We start from the raw sequence: 23,519 nt of genomic DNA, 5'->3' as shown, positions 1-23,519 counted from the left end.
GTGTCAGCCGAAAACGGGTTCCGCGGTCCGCGTCCGCTTCAGTTCGAAGAAATACTCGAATCCGGTGAGTGCCCGGACGCCGTCGAAGATCCGGCCCGCGGCCTCACCGCGCGGGACCTGGGCGAGCACCGGGCCGAAACAGGCGCTGCCGTCGATCCGCACGACCGGCGTGCCGAGGTCGGGCCCGATCGCGGTCATCGCCTCGTCGTGGCTCGTGCGGATCGTGGTGTCGAGTGTCGTGTCCGTTCCCGCGACGGCCAGTCCCGCTGGGAGCCCGGCCGCTTCGAGGGCCAGACCGGTGACCTCGCGGTAGTCCTCGTTCCCGCCGGGATGGATGCGGGTGCCCATCTCGGTGTACAGGGGTTCGACGACCTTCTCGCCGTGGTCACGGGCGGCGGCCGCGATGACCCGCGAGAGGTACCAGCCTTCGCGCATCATCACTTCGTACTTTTCGGGCAACTGGTGGCCTTCGTTCAGCACGGCGAGGCTCATCAGGTGGAAGCGCAGGTCGATCTCACGTACTTCGGCCGCTTCGAGCAGCCAACGCGAGGTCTGCCACGCCCACGGGCAGATCGGGTCGAACCACAGGTCGGCCCGGACGGAGGTTTCGGTCATGGCTGTCCTCGTTTCTGGAGACAAGGTGGGGTCGCGTGATCAGAGGGACGACACGCGTGTCCAGACGGACGACAAGCGTGTCGTCCGTCCAATCACGCGACATGTCCGTCCAATCACGAGTGACGTCCGTCCAATCACGCGTAAGGCGAGCAGGATCACGCGGAACTACGCGAAGGTGGCCGGGGTGTACGCGCCTTCGGTCCGCGCGGCCTGCAGTACTTCCGGGTAGATGACCGACTTCGGGCGGTCTCCCGCCACGATGACGATCATCAGGCTCTCTTCCGTCCCGGGAGCGGCCGCCAGGTTGGTGAACCGGCGCTGGAGCCCGGCCGGCAGGGAGATCACGTCGAACGGGCCGAGGTCGACGTACAGGTCGTCCTCGTCGTTGCAGCGGAACCGCCAGGTGCCGCTCAAGGGGATGAACGTCTCGTTCGTGTCGTGGTTGTGCAGGATCGTGCCGTTCCCCGGCGTGGCCTTGATGTAGGCGAGGTTGAAGCCCTCGGCGATGTCGATCGGCGCGTTCCCCGAACTCTTCGCGCCGATCGGGGAGATCACCTGGTCGTCGTCGGCGCCGTTGCGCTCCGGCGGCCGGAAGCCGATCACGTTGAACATCACCCGCGCGCACCCCGCGAGCACCGTGTCCGGGGCGCCGCCGTCCGTTCCGGCCAGGTCGGTGAACCTGGCGACCCGGGCGCGGAGGTCATTCTCGCTGAACCGGATACTGGCCATGAGGTCGCTGGACATTCCCGTCTCCGATCTTCGAACGTCGGTCGATCACTGGGGTTTTCCCGTTGCTTCCGGCTTCGATGGTGGTGAGCACGAGGCTGTGTGCGGGAACCACGACGCCGTCCCCGATGGTCACGGGGCCGAGCACCGTCGCTTTGGCACCGACGACCACCCGGTCGCCGATACGCGGATGCCGGGCCTCACCCTCGGCCCTGGCGTTGTCACGCCAGAAGCCGATGGCGCCCAGCGTCACCTGTTGATAGAGGGTCACGTCGTCGCCGATGACGGCGGTTTCGCCGATCACGACACCGTTCCCGTGGTCGATGAAGAATCGCCTGCCGATCCGGGCACCGGGATGGATTTCCACCCCGGTCAGGATTTTCGCCGCGTTCGACAGCAGCCGGGCGAGGATCCGGTGGCCGCCGCGATGCAGCCGGTGCGCGATCCGGTGACTCCAGACCGCGGGCAACGCGGGATGACAGAGCGCCTCCAGGCGGGAGGTCACCGACGGGTCTTTGTCCATTGTGGTCGCGAGATCCTCGCGCAACCGGATGAGGGACCGCCGCATGTCATCCGGCCGTCTGCTCGGCCTTGACCCAATCCTCCTCGGGACCGGCGTCGGCGAACAGGGTCACGACGACCTGGTCGGGCCCGAACCGTTCGGCGACCTTCTTCGCGCTCAGCCAAGCGGCCGCGGCGGAGGCGCCGATCGAGGTGCCGGTGAGTTTCCGGTAGTCCACCATTCCCCGCAGGGATTCGGCATAGGTGACGTGCAGTTGTTCCGCCTCGGGGAGCTGGGTGTCGACGAACGGCTGACGCAGCCCGTTGCCGAACCCGCCCGCCCCGGCGAACCGGGGCTCGGAATGCGGTGCCCGCTCGGTGCCGTACGGCATTTCCGAGGGCGTGACCCCGGCGACCACGACGTCCGGCCACCGCGTGCGCAGCGCACGGTGGACCCCGGCCAGTGTGCCGCCGGTCCCGATCGCACTGACCCAGGCGGCGGGCCGGTGCTCGCCGAGCTGGTCCAGGATCTCTTTGCCGGTACCGAATTCGTGGGCCGCGACGTTGGCCATGTTCCGGTGTTGCACGAGCGGGGTGAGCGAGGGGTCGTCGGCGGCGATCTTCTCGCACACCTTGATCATCCCGAGCAGACCGCCCGCCGCGTCGGCGAGTTCGATCTCCGCGCCCGTCTTCTCCATCGCGGTCAGCAGGCTCGGCGGGATGACGGACGGGACCACGAGCCGGGTCGGGATCCCCGCCAGTTCACCGAGTCCGGCGAGCGCGCGGGCCATGTTCCCGGCCGAGGCGTCCAGCAGTTTCAGCGGCTCCGGTCCGGTGTGCGCGGCGATCGCCCGGCAGACCAGTGCGAACGCGGTGCGGTCCTTCACCGAACCGAACGGGTTGGCGAATTCGTACTTCGCCAGTACCTTCGCCCCGCCCGGCGGGCCGGGGACCTCGACCAGCGGGGTGTCGCCGAGCCGTCCGGCGAACTCCCGCAACCCGGGATGCCGGGTCAGCGCGACCGCCTGATCCGGTGCCGCGGCGAGCGGTTCTTCCACAGTGAGAGCGATCTCTGGCTGAGCGGTGTCGGTCATGCGAGTCCTTCCCCAGGCGCCACTCGAGCAGCGCGACGATCAGCGCGGCGTGGTGTTCGGGTGCGGATCCCCCTCGGCGGATCCGGATTTTCCGGTGGCGGAAAACGCTCGTACCGGTGGTCCGCGGGACAGGGCCGCCGGCTTGACGGCCGCGCGCGGAACCTGATTCAGGCTAGCAAGTAAACACCTGCTCTGTCGAACATCAGACGTTCAGTCATCCGCTTGCCCGATGGGCGGCACGAACGGGTGGTCCGCTTCGCCCGAGTTGACCTCAACCCGGGTTGAGGATCCAAGGTTAGGCTAACCACACCTGATCGATCGGAGGCGGACATCGGCACCACGTCCCTGCGCCCGCGCACCCTCACCGCCACGGCGGCGGCCCTGCGGGACGGCACGGTCACGAGCATCGGCCTGACCGAGGCGGCGATGGCCGCCGCGGATCGCGGTGACGCGGTCTACGGCGCCTACTTGACCCGCCTCGACGAGACCGCGTTCGCGGCGGCGAGACGGGCGGACGCCGAACTCGCCGCCGGACTCGACCGCGGACCGCTGCACGGGATCCCGATCGGCGTCAAGGACATCATCGCCACCGCCGAAGCCGCGACGACGGCGCAGAGCCTCGTGCACGACCGCGGCTGGCTGGCGGGAACGGACGCGACGGTCGCCATCCGGCTCAAGGCCGCGGGCGCGGTGCTCACCGGCAAGACGACCACGATGGAGTTCGCCTGCGGGATGCCGGAACTGGAGCACCCCTTCCCGATCCCCCGCAATCCGTGGCGGACCGGACGCTGGGCGGGCGGTTCGAGTTCGGGCGCCGGGATCGGTGTCGCGACCGGGATGTTCCTCGCCGGGATCGGCTCGGACACCGCGGGCAGCATCCGGGTGCCCGCGGCGTTCTGCGGGGTCACCGGCCTGATGCCCGGGTACGGCCGGGTGCCCAGAACCGGCTGCGTGCCGCTGGGCTACAGCCTCGACCGGATCGGCCCGCTGGCCCGTTCCGTACGGGATTGCGCGGCGGTGCTCGAAGTGCTGGCCGGGCCGGATCCGGCCGATCCCGATTCCGCGACCGGGCCGGTGCGGCGCCCCGCATTCCGCGGCGATCTCACCGGGCTGCGGATCGGCGTCGTCCGCGACCACCACTTCCCACCCGGACGCGATCCCGCGTTGGACGGCGTCTTCGCCGAGGCGCTCGCGGTGCTGGCCGGACTCGGCGCGCGACTGAGCGGGATCACGCTGCCGTATCCGGCGGAACTGGTGACGGCCGTTCAGGTGACCGTCGCCAGCGAGGCGCTCGCGCACCACCGCGCGGAACTGTGCCATCGGTGGCTCGACTTCAGCCGCGGGACACGCGGGCTCCTTGCCACCGGCGCGCTCGTCACCGGCGCCGACTACGTCCAGGCCCAGCGCGTGCGGCGGGTCGCGCAGCGGGCGGTCGACGGACTCTTCACCGAAGTGGACCTCGTCGTCTGCCCGACGGCGTCCGTCGGCGCGCCCCGGTTCGAGTCGCTGCTCTCCCCCGCCGGGCTGCCGGAGAACGAGGAACTCTTCGGCGTCATCCACACGCCGTACTGGAACGGGCTCGCCAATCCCGTCTTGGCGCTGCCCATGGGGTTCACCGCCGACGGGCTGCCGCTTTCGCTGCAGTTGGCCGGGCCGGTGCGCGGCGAAACGGAACTGCTTGAGGCGGGCGACGCGTTCCAGTCGGCCACCGGCTGGCATCTGCGGACCCCGCCGGAGCCGTCATGAGCGTGCCGGAGATCCGCGTACTGCTCGCGGCCGCGACCCTGCCGGCCACCGAACCCGAGATCGCCGGGCTCGCCGCGCGCTATTCCTGGCAGCGGGCGGCGATCGACGCGCTGTACGACCTCCCCGCGGCTCGTCACGCGCTGCCCGTCCTCGGCTTCCGGACGGGTGATGAAGAGGCAGTAGGAACAGGAAAGGTTTCATGAGCACGTCTTCTCCCGCCCACCGCCGCGACCACTTGGTGCTCGGGCTGGCCTGTCTCGGGTCGTTCGTGGTGGTGCTGGACGCCACGATCGTCTCGGTCGCCCTGCCAAGGATCCGCGCCGATCTCGGCTTCTCCGCCGCGACGCTGCCGTGGGTGGTCAACGCGTACACGCTCGCGTTCGCGGGCTGTCTGCTGCTCGGTGGCCGATGCGCGGACGTCTTCGGACGGCGCCGGGTGCTGCTGGCCGGGATGGGCCTGTTCGCGGGGGCGAGCCTCCTCGCCGGGCTGGCCGCGGATCCGGCGCTCCTGCTGGCCGCGAGCGCCGGACAGGGCGTCGGCGGCGCGCTGCTGATGCCCGCGACGTTGTCGCTGTTGACCGACACTTTCCCGGCGGGGCCGAGGCGTGCCCGCGCGCTGAGCACGTGGAGCGCGATCGGTGCCGTCGGCGCCGCGTCCGGTCCGCTGACCGGCGGCCTCCTGACCGAGTTCGCGGGCTGGCGTTGGGTGTTCTTCGTCAACGTGCCCTTGGGCCTGGTCGCGGTCGCCGGCACGGTGGCCCTGCTGCCCGGCGGTTCCCGGTCCGGATCGGCGTACCGGCTCGACGTCGTCGGTGCCGTCCTGGCGACGGCCGGGCTGACCGGCGTCGTGTACGCGGTGATGGAGTCGGAGACCGTGGACTGGAGCGCACCGGAGGTGTCCGGTCCGCTGATCGCGGGAATCGTGCTGTGCGGGCTGTTCCTGCTGCACCAGGGACGCTGGGCGGCGGCGCCGCTGGTGCCGTTGAGCCTGTTCTCCCATCGCGCGGTCCGCGGCGCGAATCTGGTGATGTTCCTGCTGGGCCTGGGTTTCTTCGGTGCCCCGGTGCTGATCTCGTTCGCCCTGCAGTACGTGCACGGTGCCGGTCCGCTCGCCGCCGGGCTCGGTTTCCTGCCGGCCGGGCTGGCGATGTTCGCCGGTGCCAAGGCCGCCGGTCCGCTCACCATCCGGCTCGGTGCCCGTCGCGCGGCGGCACTGGGCTGCGTGCTCGGGGCGGCAGGTCTCGCCGGGGTGGCCGTCTCACTCGGCACCGGCGGTTCGTCCGTGGCGATGATCGTGCTGCCGAGCGTGGTGTTCGGTTTCGGTACCGCGTCGGCGTTCACCCCGTTGACGGTGGCGGCGACCAGCGGCGTGCCCACCACCTCGGGCGGGGTGGCCGCAGCCGTGCTCAACACCGTGCGGCAGACCAGTGGCGCGATCGGTTTGGCCGTGCTGACCACGATCGCCGCGGCCGCCGCGGGCGGGTCTTCGACGCAGGAAGGACTCGCGCACGGGTATGCCTACGCGTTCGCCGTCTCGGCGGGCTGTGTGGCCGCCGCGGCGGTGGCCGGCATGCTCGTCCTCCCGCCGCGAACCGCGGAACGGCTCGCCGCCGCCACCGGCCGGGTCCGGGGACTCGACGGCGACCCGGTGCCCGGCGCGGTGGTGCTGCTGGTGAATCCGGACGGTGGTCGCGTCGTCCGCACCGTCACCGACGAGACCGGCTGGTACCACGCGGCGCCGACGGCTCCGGGGCCGCATCTGGTCATCTGCACCGCGCCCAGCCATCAGCCGTCGGTCGGCCGGATCATGGCCGACGACACGCCGGTGCGGCACGACGTCGTCGTCGGCCAGGTGGGTCCGTGAGCCGCGCGTCATCGCGCCGCCGCGGCGAGCCGCGGCACGATCCGCTCGGCGGTGTACGCGAGGGCGAGTGCGGACGGGAACGCGAGTGCTTGCGCTTCCGCCTTATCGATCGGGAGATAGGAACCCCGGTGTACAGCGGGAAGCCGCGCGAAAAGCGGCTCGGACTCGAACGTCTGCCGCTGCTGGACCGATTCGTAACTGACCAGCATGATGTCCGCGTCGAGCAGGTCGAGCCGCTCCGGACCGACCGCCGCGACACCCTTCGTCGTGGTGGAGCGCAGCTGGGTGACCTTCTCCGACAGGCGCAAACCGAACTGCGCCAACGAAACCGCCAGCACGTCCTCGGGTGTGTTCTTGGTGTACACCTGTCCCGCGCCGCTCACCGAACTGCAGCTGAACGTCTTCCCCGCGAGCCCCGCGGTGTCCCTGGCCGTCGCGATCTTGCCCAGCGTGCCGCTGATCAGCTGTTCCGCCGCGGAGTCCTTGCCGAGCGCCCGGCCGATCCGCCGGGTGGTCTCCTGCCACGGATCGAGGTTCGGCCCGGCGACGTAGCCGAGCACGGGCGCGATCTCGGCGAGCCGCTGGTAACCGGTTTCGAGGTAGTAGTCGCCGGCGGCGAGGAACAGGTCCGGCCGCAAGGCGGCGAAGTGTTCCAGTGGGCGGTCCGGCCCCGTCCGCACCAGTTCGGGCCGGGCGGTCCCGAGCAGCGGCGCGATCCACGGCTGGATGCGGTCCGGCGTCGACGTTCCCTCCTGCATGGCCACCGGGATGACGCCGAGCGCCACGGCGGCGTCGGCGTCCTGTCCGAAGCCGAGGGCGATCACCCTGGAAGGCAAGCGATCCAGCACCGTGGGGCCGAGTTTTCCTTCCAGCGTCACCGAAAACCCGCCCGTTGGGGCGGTGTCCCCCGCCCTTCCGGGCGTACATCCGGCCAGCACGAAACCGGCCGCACCCGCCAGGAAGAGACGGCGGCCAGGCCTGCCGGATAGGTCCATCAACTGCATCTGCGCACTCCACGAAGTCGGACACCGAACGGAGGTTTCCCGGATCACACCGACGCGGCACCGAGGTGACGGGCAGGCGCGACCTACTTAGGTAAGGCTGCCAAAACATCGGTTGTTGCGCTAGTCATACGTCTGCTGTTAGGTTGAATCCTGCCCGCAATCGGGCGTGCTTCCCTTGCGAAAGGCTCACTGTTCGAGCCGATGCAGCGACGGTCGGGTTCCGGGCTTCGGCGGCTGCATGTTTCGACGTTCGTCATCCACGCACTTGGGGGTGCAAGTGAACGAGGCCGCCGAAAGTACCAAGCCCCGATATCAGATTCCTTCCGCACGACGGGGATCCGTTGTCGACGAAGAAGATTTCGCAGTACTCAGAACGGTTCTGCAGAACGACCTCGCGTTGACGGCGGGGCCCTGGCGAGACCGGTTCGAAGCCCAGTTCGCCGCGTACACCGGCTCTCGCCACGCGTTGTCGGTGACCAGCGGCACGGTCGCACTGGAGATCGCCATCCGGCTGCTCGACCTCCAGCCCGGCGACGAGGTGATCGCGACCACCCAGACGTTCCAGGCGTCGATCCAGCCACTGCTGGATTCGCCGGCGATCGTCCGGTTCTGTGACATCGATCCCGAAACGCTCAACCTCGATCCCCGCAAGCTCGAGGCGCTGATCACCCCGCGGACCAGGGCGATCATCCTGGTGCACTACGGCGGGAATCCGGCCGACATGGCGAAGATCTGCGCGATCGCGGCCCGGCACGACGTACTGGTGCTCGAAGACTGCGCGCACGCGCTCGGATCGGCCTATCGCGGACGGCGGCCCGGTTCACTCGGCGACATCGGCACGTTCAGTTTCCATTCCTCCAAGAACATCACCACCCTCGGCGAAGGCGGAATGATCACCTTCGACCGCGACGACTGGGCCGTCCGGGTGGACCGGATCCGGTCGAACGAGGTCGACATGGTCGCCGGCCCGGTCAGCGGGATCCTCGGCTCCCCGCCGGAAACCCTGCCATGGATGAAATTCTCCGAAGCGGTGTACCGGGAATCGGTCGCCGGGATCCACGGCGCGGGAACGAACGCGACGCTTTCCGAGGTCGCCTGCGCCGTCGGCACCGTACAGCTGCGGAAACTGCCGTCACTGGTGCGAAGGCGGCGCGAGATCGCGGCCAAACTCGACGCGGTGCTCGGCGGATATCCGCAGATCCGGCTGCCTCTCGTCGATCCGGGCGACGAACATTCGTACCACCTCTACACATTCTTCGTCACCGAAGGCGATGACGTCCGCCACGCGCTCGTACGCGCGCTCGATCGCCGCGGCGTCGAGATCCAGTTGCGGTATTTCCCCTTGCACCTCACGCCGGAATGGCAGTCCCGGGGGCACGGCCCCGGAGAATGCCCGACGGCGGAACGGCTCTGGTTCTCCGAGCACATGAACCTCCCGTGTCACCCCAATCTGACCGACACCCAGGTCGCGCTCCTGTGCTCCGCGCTCCGAAGCAGCCTCAACGAGGTCTTCGGCAGACGAGCCGTGCTGAGCCACAGCTGACCTGATCCCGCCCGAAAGACCGGAGCGAGTTCCGTCATGCCCTACATCCATGTCCAGATCCTGGAAAACCGCCTCACCGAAGAGACCGAGCCGAAACTGATCGCCGCGATCACCGACGCGGTGGTCGGAACCTACGGCGAAGACATCCGTGAACACGTGTGGGTGGTACTGGACCCGGTACCCGCACACCGCTGGGGCCTCGGCGGAAAACCCGCCGCACCACGGCCTTCCTGACCGGCGCCCTTCCGAACAGCTGGGAGTACTGGTGAAATTCGGCTTGAACTTCTTCCCCGTCTTCTCCCCCGACCGCAAAACGGCGGGTGACTACTACCGCGAAGTCATCGATCTGTCCGAACGGGCCGATCGAGCGGGACTCGAACACGTCCAGACCGTCGAGCACCACGGATCCCCCTACGGTGGATACAGCCCCGACCCGATCACGTTGCTCGCCGCGATCGCGGCGAGGACCGAACGGATCCGGATCACGACCGGCGCGGTGATCCCCGCGTTCCTCCACCCGCTCAAGCTGGCGGGCAAACTCGCCATGCTGGACAACCTTTCCGGCGGACGGCTGGACGCCGGATTCGGCCGCGGCTTCCTGCCGGACGAGTTCGACTGGTTCGACGTCCCGATGGACGAAAGCCGGCGCCGCTTCGACGAAGGCGTCGACGCCTGCCGGCGTCTTCTGTCCGAAGTGGACGTCAAGATCGAGGGCGAGTTCCACAGCTTCGGCCCGGTGACGCTGTTGCCCCGGCCGGTGCAGCAGCCGTATCCGCCGTTCTTCGTCGCCTCCGCCTCGAATCCGGAGTCGTGCGCCGCGGCGGGCACCGCCGGTCACCACCTCCAGGTGGTCCCGTCGATCGTCAGCCAGGAGACGCTGACCGAGATGATCGAGGGCTACCGCACCGCGTGGGCGGCTTCGGGACGGCGCCCCGAGGACGGCCGGATCCAGATCAAGTACACCTGCTATCTCGCCGAGGACCGGGCGACCGCGCTGGCCTGGGGCGAGAAGTTCGAGAACAACTACATCGAGCAGATGAGCGGCGCGATCGCCTCGTGGGCGTCGACCACGTCGGGCGCGTACCAGGGCTACGAGAAGCTCATCGAGAAGGTCCGCGCGTACGACTTCGAGGATTCCTTGACACAGAACAAGGTTCTCGCCGGAACGCCGGACGACGTCGCCGGGCAGATCAGCTGGATCGCGGAGAACTTCGGCAGCGACCTTTCGGTCAGCGTGCAGCTGAACCCGGGCTACCTCGACCACGAGCACGCCGTCCGTGCACTCGACCTGTTCACCTCCGGCGTGGTCCCCCGCTTCGATGCCTGAGCCGGACGCCGACGTCGTCGTGGTCGGGCTGGGCGCCTGGGGCTCGATGGCCCTGTGGCAGCTCGCGAGCCGGGGTGTCCGGGCGATCGGCGTCGAACGCCACGGCCGCGGCCACTCGCTCGGCGCGTCGCACGGTGGCAGCCGGATGTTCCGGATCACCTGCCTGGAACATCCCGGGCTGGTGCCGTTGGCCCGCAGATCCGGCGAACTGTGGGACCTGCTCGGGCGCCAGGCCGGGAAACCGTTGCTGCACCGGTACGGCGGGCTCCTGATCGGCTCGCCGGATTCGGCGGTGGCCGGCGGAACACTCACCGCCGCGAACGAACACGGCATCGAGGTCGAACCGCTCGACCGCGCGCGGCTCGCCGAACGGTTCCCCCAGCACACCGCGCTGGCCGCGGACGACATCGGCGTCTGGGAGCCGTCCGCCGGGCTGCTGCGGCCGGAGGAGTCGATCCGGGCCGCGCTCGACGCGGCGGAAACCGCGGGGGCACAGGTCTTGACCGGGACCGAGGTCACCGGGATCTACTCGACCGACGACGGCGTCCTCGTGCACAGTCCGGGACGGACCTGGCTGGCGCGGCGCGTGGTGGTGGCGACCGGGTCGTGGCTGCCGTCCATGACGCCCTTGCCGGAGCTCCGGGTGGTGCGAATGCCGGTCACCTGGTTCGAACCCGACGGCGACGCCGACCGTTTCCGGCTGGCGGAGTTCCCGGTGTTCATGCGGGAACTCGACGGCGGCACGGTGCTGTGGGGCTGCGGAGCGGATCCGCCGTACGACGTCAAACTCGGCCTGGAGCAGTTCGGCGCCACCGCGGTCCCGTTCGATCCGCTGGACACCGACCGTTCGGTGACCCCGGCCGACTGGACGGCGTTGCGCGACGTGCTCGCCGATCATCTGCCCGGTCTGCGTCCGGAACCCTCACGGGTGGCGGTGTGCATGCTGACGCTCACCCCGGACGGGCAGTTCGTGCTCGGCTCGCTGCCCGAAGCGCCGAACGTGATCGTCGCGGGCGGCGACAACGCGCACGGGTTCAAGCACGCCACCGGGATCGGCGAACTGCTCGCGGATCTGGCCACCGGCCACGAACCGCGGATCGACTTCTCGTTCATGGACGTCAAGCGATTCTGCTGACGCGAGCACCTTCTGGAGGGAAAGCCGTGGACCTCGACATCTGCGGACTCGGCGCCGTCTCGAGCATCGGCCGCGACCCCGAAACGATCCACGACGCACTGTGCGCCGGAAGAAGCGGCCTGGGGCCGCTGCGGGTCTACGACACGACGAAGTTCCGGGCGCGAACGGCCTACGAGATCGACGACCGGGCCACTCCCGGCAAGGACGAACCTGGCCGATCGACGAAATGGCTGGTCGACGCGATCTCGCAGGCACTCGAGGGCGCCGGGCTCACCGAGTTGCCGGAGAACTGCCCGGTGCTGGTCGGCACGACACACCGGGAGCAACGCTCGATGGAGCTGTGGTGGCGAGGCGAAGCGGAGGCGGATTTCGCCGACCTGCATTTCGGCACGGCGATCCGCGAACGGTTCGGCACGGTGGAAACGCATACCTTCGCGAACGCCTGCGCGGCGTCGCTGACCGTGCTCGGCCTGGCGGCCGACCTGATCGCGGACGGCGAATACGACACCGTCGTCGTAGCCGGGACCGACGGTCTGACCGAAGCCACCTTCGGCATCTTCGATCGGGTCCAGAGCGGCGTACCGGGCGAAGTGCGGCCCTTCGCGAAGGAACGGCACGGGATGATGATGGGTGAAGGCGCCTCTGCGGTGGTGCTCCGCAGACCGGGCCACGGTGGGCCGGTCGCGGCCCGGCTCCGGTCGGTCGCGCTCAACTGCGACGCCGACCATCCGACGGTGCCCGAGCCGGGCAGTGTCGCGAGGGTGGTGCGGCAGGCGCACGACCGCGCCGGGATCGGTCCGGACCAGATCGATCTGATCGTGTTGCACGGCACCGGAACCGTCCGCAACGACCTGGTCGAGACCGGGATGCTGCACGACGTGTTCGCCGGCGCGAAACCGGCGCTCACCGCGATCAAGGCGTCGACCGGGCATACGCTCGGCGGTTCCGGGCTGCTGAGCCTGATCGTCGCCGCGATCTCCCTGCGAAAACGGCTGGCGCCACCGATCCTCGGTCTGGCCGAGCCGATGGACGAGGCCGAGGGCCTGGACCTCGTCCGCGACGAACCGCGGGACGGCGAGTTCCGGATCGCCCAGGTCGACGCCTTCGGGCTCAGCGGGATCAACGCCGTGGCGATCCTGGAGGCGGCCTCGTGACCGCCGTCGTCGTGACCGGGGCGGGGATCGCCGTCGACGGTCTGCGCGGACCGGCCGACCTGCTGCAGCCGTACCGGCGCCACGAGGACGGCTTCGATCCGGAGACCGGGTTGCGTGGCAGGCAGTTCCGGCACCGCGACAGGGCTTCGCGGCTGGCTTCCCGCGCGGCCACGACCGCTCTCCGTGACTCGGGCCTGCTCGGTGAGGACGGCTCGTATCGCGGGGAATCGCTCCGGACGGCGACCGTGGTCAGCACGAACACCGGGAACCTGGACAGCATCTGCTCGTTCCTGGACACGATCGCCGAAGAGTCCGCGAGCCTGCTGCCGCCGACCGGACTGCCGAACACCTCCAGCAACGTGTCCGCGGGCTGGGTCGCCATCGACCACGGACTGCGCGCGCCGAACCTGACGCTGTCGAACGGGCCGACCAGCGGCCTCGACGCCTTGCAGTGGGCACGGCGGCTGATCCGGCACGGCCGGGCGGACGCCGTCGTCGTCACCGGTGTCGAACCCGACAACCGTTATGTACGAAAGCTTCTCGACGACAACGGCGAGACGCACTGGCCCGACGCGGCGGCCGCGGTCGTGCTCGAATCCGCCGGGGCGGCCCGCCACCGCCGTGCCCGCGTCCGGCTCGTGCTCGGCGAGTACCGGCGAGCCGGAACCGCGCGGGCAGCGGCCTCGGCGGTCACTGGCGAAGCCGTCGCGACCCTGGCCGAACCGGGGATCCGGCCGGGTGAGGTGCTCGACCTTTCCGCTTGGGCCGGACGTCAGTCGGGGGCGCTCGGCGTCCTGCAATGCGCCGCCGCGAGCGCGCGCATCGACGGCGGCGAAGGCAGCGCGCTCGCCGTGTCCTGCGGCTCGCCGGGTGCGGCGGCGGCCGCGATGGCGTTCGCCGGACCGGGCGCCGAACAGCCGTGAACGACCGAAATCGGGGAACAGAGACGAAAGAAGGGGCCTTCATGACCGGGAACAAGCTGATCGAGCCGGAACTGGAAGACCTGCGGACACTGGTGGCCCGCGTGCTGGAGGTCGAGTCCGCGGAGGTGACCGACGAGGCGAACCTCGTCGAAGACCTCGGTGTCGATTCGCTGCTGCTGCTCGAAGTCGCGGCGCGGATCCTGCAGCGCTACGGCATCCGGGTGGGCGACGCGGCGATCAGCGAGGTGGAGACGCTCGACGAAATCCATCAGCTGGTCCTCGCCGGGCAGAAGGGCTGAGCGGGGATGGCACAGAACGGGGACTGGCCGGGGTGGCCGGACGAGGACGCCCGCCGGTACCGCGCCGTCGGCCACTGGCAGGGCGTGACCTTCGGTGAACAACTCTCCGACTGGGCGGTCCGGTACGCCGACCGGGTCGCGTTGGTGGACGGCGACCGCCGGTGGACCTACGCCGCGCTCGACACCGCCGTACGGCGCCTGACGACCGGACTCACCGGGCTCGGGCTGAAACGCGGCGACAAGGTGATCGTGCAACTGCCGAACCGTGCCGAGTTCGTGCTGCTGTGGTTCGCGCTGACGCGGCTCGGGATCGTGCCGATCCACGCGATGCCCGCCCATCGCCGCAACGAGATCGCGCATCTGGCGGCGATGGCCGAGGCCGTCGCGTACGTCATCCCGGACCGGCACGCCCGGTTCGACTACCGCGAACTCGCCGCCCGCGTCCGTGCCGACGCCGGCATCCGGCACGTGATCGTCGCCGGGGACCCTGGCGGGCACGAGGGCTTCCTCGCGCTGTCGGATCTGCTCGACAACGAACCCGGATCCGACCCCGCCGACCCGCCGCTGGCGAGCGACCTCGCCCTGCTGCTGCTCTCCGGCGGCACCACGGGTATGCCGAAGCTGGTGCCGCGGACGCACGACGACTTCGCCTACAACTCCCGGCGGGCCGCGGACCTCTGCGAGCTGACCGAGGATTCGGTGTACCTCGCCGTGCTGCCCATCGCGTTCAACTACACGATGAGCTGCCCGGGGATGCTCGGTGTCCTCCAGGCGGGCGGGCGGGTCGTGCTCGCTCCCTCGCCTGGTGCGCGGACGTCGTTCGATCTGATCGCCCGCGAGGGCGTCACGATCGCGGCCATCAACCCTCCGCTGGTGCCGCACTGGCTCGCGGAGTTCGAACACGGTGACACGGATCTTTCGAGCCTTCGTATCCTCCAGGTCGGCAGCGCCCGGCTCGCCGACGACCTGGCGACCGCGGTCACCAAGACCTTCGACTGCCGTCTGCAACAGGTGTTCGGCATGGCCGAGGGGTTGTTGTGCCTGACCAGGCTCGACGATCCGGACGAGCTCGTGCACACCACGCAGGGCAGGCCGATCTCCGCGGACGACGAGGTCCGCGTGGTCGGCCCGGACGACGCCGAGGTCGGTCCCGGCGAGACCGGCGAACTGCTCACCCGCGGGCCGTACACGCTGCGCGGCTACTTCCGCGCGGCCGAGCACAACGCGCGGGCCTTCACCGCGGACGGTTTCTACCGCACCGGCGACCTGGTCCAGCGGCTCCCGACCGGTCATCTCAACGTCGTCGGCCGGGCGAAGGACCAGATCAACCGCGGCGGGCAGAAAATCGACGCGACCGAGGTCGAAGGTCATCTGCTGGCCTGCCCGGGAGTATTGTCCGCGGCCTTGCTGCCCGAAGCGGACACCGTGCTCGGCGAGCGATCGGTGGCGTTCCTGGTCTGCTCGGGCGAACCGCCGTCCACGAGCACACTCCAGGCTTTCTTCCGTGACCGCGGTGTCGCCGCGTACAAGGTCCCGGACCGGGTCGCGGTCGTCGACGAACTGCCGTCGACCGCGGTCGGCAAAATCGACAAGAAGGCCCTCGCCCGCCGGTACCTCGGCTGATTTCGGTTGGAGGAAACGATGTTCTTCCCGTTCTCGGCCGAGTCGCCCGAGCAGCTGGCGGCCGAAGCCGCCACACTCGCGGACCGGGCCGATCCGCTGCCCGCCCTCGCCGCCGAACTCGCCGGACGGCGGCACGGCGCGTGGCGTGCCGTCGTCGTGGGAGAGGACCGGGACTCGGTGACCGGCCGCCTTCGCGCGGTCGCCGCCGGAGAACCCGCCAGTGGCGCCGCCGTCGGCGAGGCGGTCACGGCCGAGAACGCGGTCTGGGTGTTCTCGGGCCACGGTTCACAGTGGACCGGGATGGGCAAGGCACTGCTCGACGGGGAACCCGCCTTCGCCGAGGAGATCGATCACCTGGCGCAGCTGATCGCGGATGAAGCCGGTTTTTCCTTGCACGACGCGCTTTCCGGGTCAGCGGAAGGCATCGAACAGGTCCAGCCGTCGCTGTTCGCCATGCAGCTCGGACTGGCGGCGGCCTGGCGTGCCCACGGTGCCGAGCCGGCCGCCGTGATCGGCCACTCCATGGGCGAGACGGCCGCGGCAGTGGTCGCGGGCGCACTGTCCACGGAGGACGGCGTGGCCGTGATCTGCCGCCGCTCCCGGCTGATGCGGCGCGTCTCCGGCACCGGCGCGATGGCGATGGTCGCCCTGCCATGGGACACGGTCGAAACCGAACTCGCCGACGTACCCGAAGTGACCGTCGCCGCGCACTCGGGCCCGACCTCGACCGTCGTCGCCGGCGGACGGGACCGGGTGCAAACCCTGGTGGACCGCTGGGCCGCGAGAGACCTGATGGCGAAACTCGTCCCGGTCGAGGTCGCGTCGCATTCACCGCAGGTCGAACCGATCCTGGCCGACCTGAGCACCGGACTGTCCGCCCTGCGCCCCAGACCCGCACGCGTTCCCGTCTACTCCACCGTCCTCCTCGACCCGAGATCCGCCGCCGCCTTCGACGCCGCCTACTGGACCGCGAACCTGCGCCGTCCCGTCCGTTTCAGCGCCGCCGTGCGGGCGGCCCTCGACGACGGGCACCTCGCCTTCGTCGAGATCTCACCCCACCCGCTGCTCGCCCACGCACTGCGGGAGAACGCGGGCGTCGGGAAGGTGGCGGTGCTGTCCAGCATCCGCCGGGGAGGTGACGCGCTGCTGCGTTTCCGGACGCAGGTCGGGGCTCTGCACTGCGCCGGCGCTCCGGTGCGGTTCTAGGGTTCGGCCTAGTGCGACGACCACCGGTTTACCTGGGGACTCCTAAGCCGCGCTGCCCCGAAGGCCACCTTCGGGACGCACTATCCGGACACATGGCCGAGGGCGCGCGGCAGCGGCCTCATGCGCCGCGCGGAGCTCTTTGGCGACTTCTTCGGGTTCTGACCGGAGGCGGCCGGGCAGGGTTTGCAGCACGGCGATCCCGGCTGCGGCGTACCTGGCGTTTCTCTCCAAGGTCTTCGCGTAGTCCTGTTTCGTGAAGTGGAATTCGTACGAGTCGATCTCCCAGGCCAGGCCGGCCTCCTCGAAGTAGCCGTCGGGCTTGGCGACATAACGGTGGGCTTCGTCGCGGAGTTCGTAGTTCCAGATCGGTTCGGGCAGGCCGGAGAGCCGCCACACGGTCATCGCGTCCATCTCCGCGACCGACCGAGCCCCGGCTGTGATGCGCTGGAGCGCCACTCGCGGGATCGCCGTGCCGCGGTTGCTCCCCGCATCGAGTTCTTCCAGCAGTGTCGCCGGGCTCAGCCCACCCGACTGCACGGCCTCGGTGAGCAAGGCGGAAACCGTCGTCGGAGAGCGGAGCCTCCGGCACAAGTCGAGAACGGCTCGGGCGAACGGGGCCACAGGGACGCCGTCCTCGACGAGCGGTCGCGGCATGCGTGTCGTGCGCTCGACGATCACGAAGCCGGAACTGAGGGCCCTGTGCTCATGCGGGACCAGGAGATGCACACAAGGCGGCCCGGCGGGCACCGCGCGCAGGCCTCGGCGACGGCAGGCCGCCGCGCCGGTCACCACCGCGTCCCGACCGCCGTACAACAACGCTGCGTCGACCAGTTGCCGATAGCTGGGCTCGCCTGTGCCGAGCAGCAATACACCCGGCAGCAATCGCCGCCAGGGACGCCCCGGCTGACAGCGCCGGTAACAGGTTCTGGCGGGAACGCCGAGCTCCACGAGCCGCGCGACGGTGATCACACCGCCGCGGCTGTGCTGATAGAGCCGCTCGGGATCGTCGGCCCATTCTCCGATTTTCACCCCATGATCGTCAGCGACCCGAGTGCCCAGGCGCCAGTACCTTTCGGCGACCTGTGGACAACTCGCCACATCAGCACCACTGTGGATAACTCCCCGGATGTCCTGAAGGGCACCTTTGAGACGATCAACGTCTCAAAGGTGCCCTTCAGGACATCCGGGCGAGCGAGAGCGGACCGGCGGAGCGTCAGGGAAGCGGAGGCAGCGCCGGAGCGTCCAGCCAAGCGTCGAAGAAAGAAGCCAGCGACCGACCAGCGAAGCGTTCAGCAAGTGCCACAAAAGCAGCCGTGGTCACCAGACCGTGCCGGTTCTCCATCGCCCAGGCCTTCACCATCGGGAAGAACACCGCGTCGCCGACGGTGCAACGCAAGGCGTGCAACAGAAGTCCGCCGCGTTTGTACACCCGCTCGTCGAACATCCGCGCCACGCCGGGGTCGGAGAGACGCAGATCGGCGGGTTTCGCCTTCATGCGCGCGTGCCAGGTCCTCGCCCACTCGTGCGCGCTCTGCTCGCCGGCTTCCTCGGACCAGAGCCATTCCGCGTAGGTCGCGAAACCTTCGTTCAGCCAGATGTGCCGCCAGTCGGCGACGGTCAGGCTGTTGCCGAACCACTGGTGCGCCAGTTCGTGCACGACGAGCCGTTCGTGGGTGCGCCGTCCGTCGACGTGGTTGGCGCCGAAGATCGACATGCCCTGTGCCTCGATCGGGTCGTCGAGGTCGTCGTCGGTGACGACGATGACGTACTCGCCGAAGGGATACGGCCCGAACAGTCGTTGCAGCGAGTCCATGATCCGGCCCTGCCGCCCGAAATCGCGCGAGAAGGCCCGGCGCAGGCGCGGCGGCACGGCGGCCCGTTGCGGGACCGAGGTGACCACGGTGCCGCCGTCGAGGTTGATCCGGAACGCCTCGACGGAGGGTTGCGAGAACCAGCCGGGCTGGGGGCCGGAGACGAGTTCGACGTCGTCGTACCGTCCTATTTGGACGCTCATCAGGTACGTCGCCGTCGGCTCGGGCCGTTCGAAGACCCACTTCGTGGTGCTCGCGCGCTCGTGTCGCGCCACCAGGTTCCCGGTGACGGCCACGAGATACGGCGACGACGTCGTCAGCGCGACGCGATAGGTCGCCTTGTCGGAGGGATGGTCGTTGCACGGGAACCACGACGGCGCCCCGACCGGCTGGCTTGCGACGATCGACCCGTCGGTCAGTTCGTCCCAGCCGATGTCGCCCCACAGCCCGGGAAGCGGCCGCGGGTTGCCGACGTAATGAATCTCGGCCCGGAACTCGCTTCCGGCCGCTAACGACTTCGCGGGCTTCACGTGCAGCTTGTGCGCACGCCGCGTGTACTTGGCCGGTTTCCCGTTGACCAGCACGCGGTTGATCCGGAACTCGCCGAAGTCGAGTGTGAGCCGCGACAGCGCCTGCGTCGCCTCCGCGGTGATGGCCGCGGAGGCCGACAGCCGGTTGGGACCGATCTTGTAGTCCAGCTCCAGATCGTAGTGCCGGACACGGTAACCGCCGTTGCCGTGCCGGGGCAGATAGGAGTCACCGGAGGTGTCCGAGCCGGGCGATGGCTGCGCGGAGGCCTTCGAAATCACCCGCGAACGAACCCCGCTTCCCTACTTCGTCCAGGCCGAGATGGGATTGCCCAGCCAGCGCGAGTCGGCGGGAACCTCGTCGCCCCGGGTCACCAGAGAGCCCGGTCCGACGGTCGTCCGCGCGCCGATGCTCGCACCAGGCAGCACGATACCGTGTGGCCCGAGCGTCGCTCCCTCGTCCAGGGTCACCGGCGACATCGTCATGATCCGGTCGTGGAAAAGGTGCGTCTGCACGACACAACCGCGGTTGATCGTCGCGCCGTCGCCCAGGCTCACGAGGTCCGATTCGGGCAGCCAGTACGTCTCCAGCCACACACCGCGGCCGATCTTGACGCCCATGGTCCGCAGCCACGCCGGAAGCAGCGGCGTGCCGCCGAGGGAACCGATCAGCCACGGCACGGCGAGCGCCTCGACGAAGGTGTCGGCGAGCTCGTTGCGCCAGACGAACGAGCTCCACAAGGGATGGTCGACGGCGCGGAACCGGCCGACGAGCAGCCACTTCATCGCGGTGGCGGTCAGCGCCGCGACGGCACCGGCGGCGAGCAGCAGCGGCCCGCCGAGCAGCAGCGCGACCAGGAAGCCATACGACGACGCCAGCGCGAAGATCCCGGCGGCCACCAGCACGGTCAGCGCGACACCGCACATCACCGGCACGATGCGGCACAGTTCGACGAGCGCACGCGCCGCCTTCAGCCGCAGCGGCGGCGTATACGTGCGGCTCGTGTCCGCCGCGCCGACCGACCGGCGGACCGGCAGCGGCGGCATCCCGAGGTACGAGGAGCCCTTCTTCGCCTTGAGCGGGGCCGACGACAGCACGCCGACCAGACCGCGTTTGGGCACCGAACGACCGGGCGCGGCCATCCCCGAGTTACCGAGGAACGCCTGCTTGCCGATCCGGGCGGGCGCGACGTGCAGCCAGCCGTGGCCGAGTTCGTAGGTGGCGACCATGGTGTCGTCCGCCAGGAACGCGCCGCTGTCCACCTGGGTCATCTTCGGCAGCGCGAGGACGGTGGACGCCTCGACGTTGCGGCCGACCTTCGCCCCGAGCATCCGGAGCCACACCGGGGTGAACAGGCTGGCGTACAAGGGGAACAGCCCCTCACGCGCCATGCCCATCAGCCGTTCGGTCGCCCACACCTGCCACGCGACGCGGCCGTGTACGGGGTGGTAACCCTCGACCATGCCGATGCTCAGCGAGCGGACGGCGACGAGCACGAGCAAGGCGTAGCTCAGGAAGTACGCGATGGTCGCGAGCGGTGTGAACAGCAGCGCCTGGCCCAGTGCGGCGCCCAGCGAAGGGGTATCGGCGATCGCGTAACCCAGCACCGCGACAGCGGGCAGGGCGGCGACAGCGGGCAGGAGCCCCAGCGCGACCGAGGTCGCGCCGTAGACCGAAGACCAGAACCGCGACCGCGGCGGGCGGCTCGGCGGCCACTTGAGCGAATCCTTGGCGGCACGCGCCGCGGGCGCACCGGCCCAGCGCTGTCCGGCGGGCACGTTGCCGCGCACGGTCGACCCGGCCGCGATCTCCGCGCCCTTGCCGATCCGCGCGCCGGGGAACAGCGTGCTGCGCGCGCCGATCCGCGCGTCGGCGCCGATCCGGATCTTGCCGATGTGCACGAGATCGCCGTCCACCCAGTGCCCGGTCAGGTCGACCTCGGGTTCGATGGCGGCACCGCGGCCGAGTTTCAGCATGCCGGTGACCGGCGGCGGCGAATGCAGGTCGACGTCCTTGGCGATCCGCGCGCCGAGTGCCTTGGCGTACGTCGTCATCCAGGAAGCGCCGGCGACACTGTCCGCGCCGCTGAACTCGGCGAGCTTTTCGGCCGTCCACAGTCGCAAGTGGACACTCCCGCCGCGCGGGTAGCTGCCGGGGCGGACGCCGCGCAGCAGCAGCCGCGCGCCGGTCGCCGAGATCGCGATGCGGCCCGCGGGGCTGAACAGCGCGATCCACGCGACGGCGATCCACGCCCAGTTCAGCGTCGGCGCCCAAGCGAAACCGGCCAGTGACAGCACGTTCGACAGGGTTGCGGCGATCGTGGTCCAGCGCAGGCCGACCAGTCCCATCAGCGGGATCATCAGCAGCGACTGGATGATCCCGGCCTTGCGCGGGGTCGGCGCGATGTCACGGCGTTCGGTCTTCTCGCCGCTCAGCGCGTCCAGCAACGTGGCCAGCGCGCCGAGCTTCGGGTTGGCGTAGATGTCGTTCACCGACACCTGCGGATGCCGGGTGCGGATCCGCGCGATCAGCTGCGCGGCCGTCAGGCTTCCACCGCCGTTGGTGAAGAAGTCGGCCTTCGGGTTGTCGACCGAGACACCGAGGATCTCGGCCCAGCCTTCGGCGAGCCAGCTCTCCGTCGGGGACAGCCCGGATTTGGCGGCGTCCACAGTGGACAGCGGCCAGGGCAGCGCGTTGCGGTCGACCTTGCCGGAGGTACGCGTCGGCAGGTCTTCGACCAGCGCCAGCAGCGGGACGAGGGCCGCGGGCAGCTGCTCGCGCAGCCGGGTCGCGGCCTCGTCGTGGTCGAACTTCGTCCCTCCGGCGGGCACGACGTACCCGACCAGAACCTGGTTGCCGGCCTTGGTACGGCGGACCGCGGCCGCGGCGCCCTGCACTCCGGGCAGCGCCTGGAGCGCGGCGTCGACCTCGCCGAGTTCGATCCGGCGGCCGCCGAGTTTGACCTGCTCGTCGAGCCGTCCGAGGAACAGCAGTCCCTCGGCTTCGGCGCGGACCATGTCACCGCTGCGGTACGCGCGGCGCCAGCCCAGCGAGGGCAGCGGCGCGAACTTCTCGGCGTCTTTCACCGGGTCGAGGTAGCGGGCCAGGCCGACGCCGCCGATGACCAGCTCGCCGGTCTCCCCCATCGCGACGGGCTCGCCAGCCTCGTTGACGACGGCGAGCTGCCAGCCGGCGAGCGGCAGCCCGATGCGGACCGGGCCCTCGCCGGTCATCTGCGCGGCGCAGGCGACGACGGTGGCCTCTGTCGGGCCGTAGGTGTTCCAGACTTCGCGGCCTTCGACGGCGACGCGTTCGGCCAGTTCCGGCGGGCAGGCTTCGCCGCCGAAGATCAGCAGGCGGACGTCTTCGAGCGCGTCGGCGGGCCACAGCGCGGCCAGCGTCGGCACGGTCGAGACGACGGTGATGCCCTGCGCGACCAGCCACGGGCCGAGGTCGACACCGGTCCGCACGAGCGAACGCGGCGCCGGGACCAGGCACGCGCCGTGACGCCAGGCGAGCCACATCTCTTCGCACGACGCGTCGAACGCGACGGACAGACCGGCGAGCACGCGGTCGCCGGGGCCGATCGGCTCCTCGGTGAGGAAGAGCTGAGCCTCGGCGTCGACGAACGCCGCGGCGGACGCGTGCGAGACGGCGACACCCTTCGGCTTACCGGTCGAACCGGAGGTGAAGATGATCCACGCGTCGTCGGTCGGCGCGGGGCCGCCTTCGACGCCACCGGGCGAGCCGACGACGGTGATCGCGCCGCCATCGCTGACGACGGCGGCGACGTCGGCCTCACCGAAGACCAGCTCGGCGCGCTCGTCCGGGTCGTCCGCGTCGACCGGCACATAGGCGGCGCCGACGGACAGGATGGCGAGGATCGCGACGTACAACTCCGCGGTGCCGGAGGAGATCCGGACGCCGACACGGTCACCGACGCCGACACCGTTGGCGGTCAGCTTGCGGCCGTAGTCGTCGATCTCTTCGACGAGCTTGCGGTAGGACAGCGTGGTCTCGCCGTCGTCGATCGCGCCCGCGTTGGGGTGGCGGGCGGCGGTCTCGGCGAGGATGTCGATCAGGGTGCGCTCGCCGGCACCGAGGCCGGACCAGAAGAGGGCACGGTCGGCGATCGGCGTGGCGGACGGGGCGACGGTGACATCGGCGACGCAGGCGATCGGCCGGGAATCGGCGGTCAGCGTCATCAGGCGGTCACCACGGGCAAGAAAGAACCATGGGCGCTCAAGCCCATCACACCTTTCGCGAAGTGCGTCATTCGGGCTCGCTCTCCGAATGAGGCGCCCGCTAGCAGACCATCGACTTTACCGCAGGTGGACGACATATCTCGGGAGGGTCTCGGCAGAGTGTCGAACCTCACCGGTGGACACGCCGAAACCCGAGGTCATCGGCGTGTCCACCC

At 69.9% G+C, this 23,519-nt stretch carries 20 protein-coding genes; 12 read left to right on the top strand and 8 right to left on the bottom strand.

The annotated features are described in order from the left end of the window. Nucleotides 1-3 precede the first annotated feature (3 nt). The 4 genes from DL990_RS31340 to DL990_RS31325 all read right to left on the bottom strand — a co-directional run bounded on the left by DL990_RS31340 (nt 4) and on the right by DL990_RS31325 (nt 2,936). Nucleotides 4-615, bottom strand: coding sequence for a disulfide bond formation protein DsbA (locus DL990_RS31340; protein ID WP_125786310.1), 612 nt, complete (start codon nt 613-615; stop codon nt 4-6). 165 nt (nt 616-780) lie between these two features. Then, nucleotides 781-1,359 (bottom strand): cupin domain-containing protein, encoded by a 579-nt coding sequence (locus DL990_RS31335; protein WP_125797243.1) that lies wholly within the window; start codon nt 1,357-1,359, stop codon nt 781-783. Next, entirely contained in the window at nt 1,316-1,909 is a 594-nt protein-coding gene (gene epsC / locus DL990_RS31330; protein WP_125786308.1) for a serine O-acetyltransferase EpsC, read from the bottom strand. The genes DL990_RS31335 and epsC overlap by 44 nt, the downstream gene beginning before the upstream one ends. Before the next feature lies 1 nt (nt 1,910). Then, a complete protein-coding gene (locus DL990_RS31325) occupies nt 1,911-2,936 on the bottom strand; it encodes a pyridoxal-phosphate dependent enzyme (protein WP_125786307.1) in 1,026 nt (341 codons plus the stop codon). Between the two features lie 330 nt (nt 2,937-3,266). On the opposite strand from DL990_RS31325, the gene DL990_RS31320 reads away from it, so the two are divergent. From DL990_RS31320 to DL990_RS31310, 3 genes are read left to right on the top strand one after another with little or no spacing between them, the layout of a single operon-like run. Continuing rightward, on the top strand, nt 3,267-4,682 hold the full coding sequence (locus DL990_RS31320) for an amidase (RefSeq protein WP_370451384.1): 1,416 nt from the start codon (nt 3,267-3,269) through the stop codon (nt 4,680-4,682). Continuing rightward, nucleotides 4,679-4,885 carry a hypothetical protein gene (locus DL990_RS31315; RefSeq protein WP_125786305.1) on the top strand — a complete coding sequence of 69 codons (207 nt, stop codon included), beginning with the start codon at nt 4,679-4,681 and terminating at the stop codon, nt 4,883-4,885. The genes DL990_RS31320 and DL990_RS31315 overlap by 4 nt, the downstream gene beginning before the upstream one ends. Beyond that, nucleotides 4,882-6,546, top strand: a complete 1,665-nt coding sequence (locus tag DL990_RS31310) for an MFS transporter (protein ID WP_125800839.1) — start codon at nt 4,882-4,884, stop codon at nt 6,544-6,546. Before DL990_RS31315 ends, DL990_RS31310 begins: the two co-directional genes overlap by 4 nt. An 8-nt stretch (nt 6,547-6,554) precedes the next feature. On the opposite strand, the gene DL990_RS31305 is transcribed toward DL990_RS31310, so the two are convergent. After that, the gene (locus DL990_RS31305; RefSeq protein WP_125800838.1) at nt 6,555-7,550 is read right to left on the bottom strand and encodes an ABC transporter substrate-binding protein; all 996 of its coding nucleotides are present in this window, start codon (nt 7,548-7,550) and stop codon (nt 6,555-6,557) included. Nucleotides 7,551-7,788: 238 nt separating this feature from the next. On the opposite strand from DL990_RS31305, the gene DL990_RS31300 reads away from it, so the two are divergent. The 9 genes from DL990_RS31300 to DL990_RS31260 are packed head-to-tail and all read left to right on the top strand — an operon-like array spanning nt 7,789 to nt 16,760. Beyond that, nucleotides 7,789-9,093, top strand: coding sequence for a DegT/DnrJ/EryC1/StrS aminotransferase family protein (locus DL990_RS31300; protein ID WP_125786302.1), 1,305 nt, complete (start codon nt 7,789-7,791; stop codon nt 9,091-9,093). A 36-nt stretch (nt 9,094-9,129) separates the two neighbouring features. After that, nucleotides 9,130-9,327 carry a 4-oxalocrotonate tautomerase family protein gene (locus DL990_RS31295; protein ID WP_125797235.1) on the top strand — a complete coding sequence of 66 codons (198 nt, stop codon included), beginning with the start codon at nt 9,130-9,132 and terminating at the stop codon, nt 9,325-9,327. A 31-nt stretch (nt 9,328-9,358) separates the two neighbouring features. Beyond that, nucleotides 9,359-10,420 carry an LLM class flavin-dependent oxidoreductase gene (locus DL990_RS31290; RefSeq protein WP_125800837.1) on the top strand — a complete coding sequence of 354 codons (1,062 nt, stop codon included), beginning with the start codon at nt 9,359-9,361 and terminating at the stop codon, nt 10,418-10,420. Further along, complete coding sequence (gene solA / locus DL990_RS31285) at nt 10,413-11,555, top strand: N-methyl-L-tryptophan oxidase (RefSeq protein WP_125800836.1); 1,143 nt, start codon at nt 10,413-10,415, stop codon at nt 11,553-11,555. The genes DL990_RS31290 and solA overlap by 8 nt, the downstream gene beginning before the upstream one ends. Before the next feature lie 26 nt (nt 11,556-11,581). Continuing rightward, on the top strand, nt 11,582-12,709 hold the full coding sequence (locus DL990_RS31280; RefSeq protein ID WP_125786298.1) for a beta-ketoacyl synthase: 1,128 nt from the start codon (nt 11,582-11,584) through the stop codon (nt 12,707-12,709). After that, complete coding sequence (locus DL990_RS31275; RefSeq protein ID WP_125800835.1) at nt 12,706-13,632, top strand: beta-ketoacyl synthase N-terminal-like domain-containing protein; 927 nt, start codon at nt 12,706-12,708, stop codon at nt 13,630-13,632. Before DL990_RS31280 ends, DL990_RS31275 begins: the two co-directional genes overlap by 4 nt. Nucleotides 13,633-13,673: 41 nt before the next feature. Further along, the gene (locus DL990_RS31270; protein WP_125786296.1) at nt 13,674-13,931 is read left to right on the top strand and encodes an acyl carrier protein; all 258 of its coding nucleotides are present in this window, start codon (nt 13,674-13,676) and stop codon (nt 13,929-13,931) included. A gap of 6 nt (nt 13,932-13,937) precedes the next feature. Further along, the gene (locus DL990_RS31265) at nt 13,938-15,554 is read left to right on the top strand and encodes a (2,3-dihydroxybenzoyl)adenylate synthase (protein ID WP_125800834.1); all 1,617 of its coding nucleotides are present in this window, start codon (nt 13,938-13,940) and stop codon (nt 15,552-15,554) included. 18 nt (nt 15,555-15,572) lie between these two features. Next, complete coding sequence (locus DL990_RS31260) at nt 15,573-16,760, top strand: acyltransferase domain-containing protein (RefSeq protein ID WP_125800833.1); 1,188 nt, start codon at nt 15,573-15,575, stop codon at nt 16,758-16,760. Between the two features lie 42 nt (nt 16,761-16,802). On the opposite strand, the gene DL990_RS31255 is transcribed toward DL990_RS31260, so the two are convergent. From DL990_RS31255 to DL990_RS31245, 3 genes are all read right to left on the bottom strand, one after another. Continuing rightward, nucleotides 16,803-17,789, bottom strand: coding sequence for a hypothetical protein (locus tag DL990_RS31255; protein WP_199746681.1), 987 nt, complete (start codon nt 17,787-17,789; stop codon nt 16,803-16,805). A 184-nt stretch (nt 17,790-17,973) separates the two neighbouring features. Beyond that, complete coding sequence (locus tag DL990_RS31250; protein ID WP_125800832.1) at nt 17,974-19,380, bottom strand: M1 family metallopeptidase; 1,407 nt, start codon at nt 19,378-19,380, stop codon at nt 17,974-17,976. A gap of 21 nt (nt 19,381-19,401) precedes the next feature. After that, complete coding sequence (locus tag DL990_RS31245; protein WP_125800831.1) at nt 19,402-23,304, bottom strand: Pls/PosA family non-ribosomal peptide synthetase; 3,903 nt, start codon at nt 23,302-23,304, stop codon at nt 19,402-19,404. Between the last annotated feature and the right edge of the window lie 215 nt (nt 23,305-23,519).

The organism is Amycolatopsis sp. WAC 01416 (genome assembly GCF_003947485.1).
Taxonomy (GTDB): domain Bacteria; phylum Actinomycetota; class Actinomycetes; order Mycobacteriales; family Pseudonocardiaceae; genus Amycolatopsis.
The sequence above is the reverse complement of the archived record's forward strand: the minus strand, read 5'-3'. Positions and strand labels throughout refer to the sequence as shown.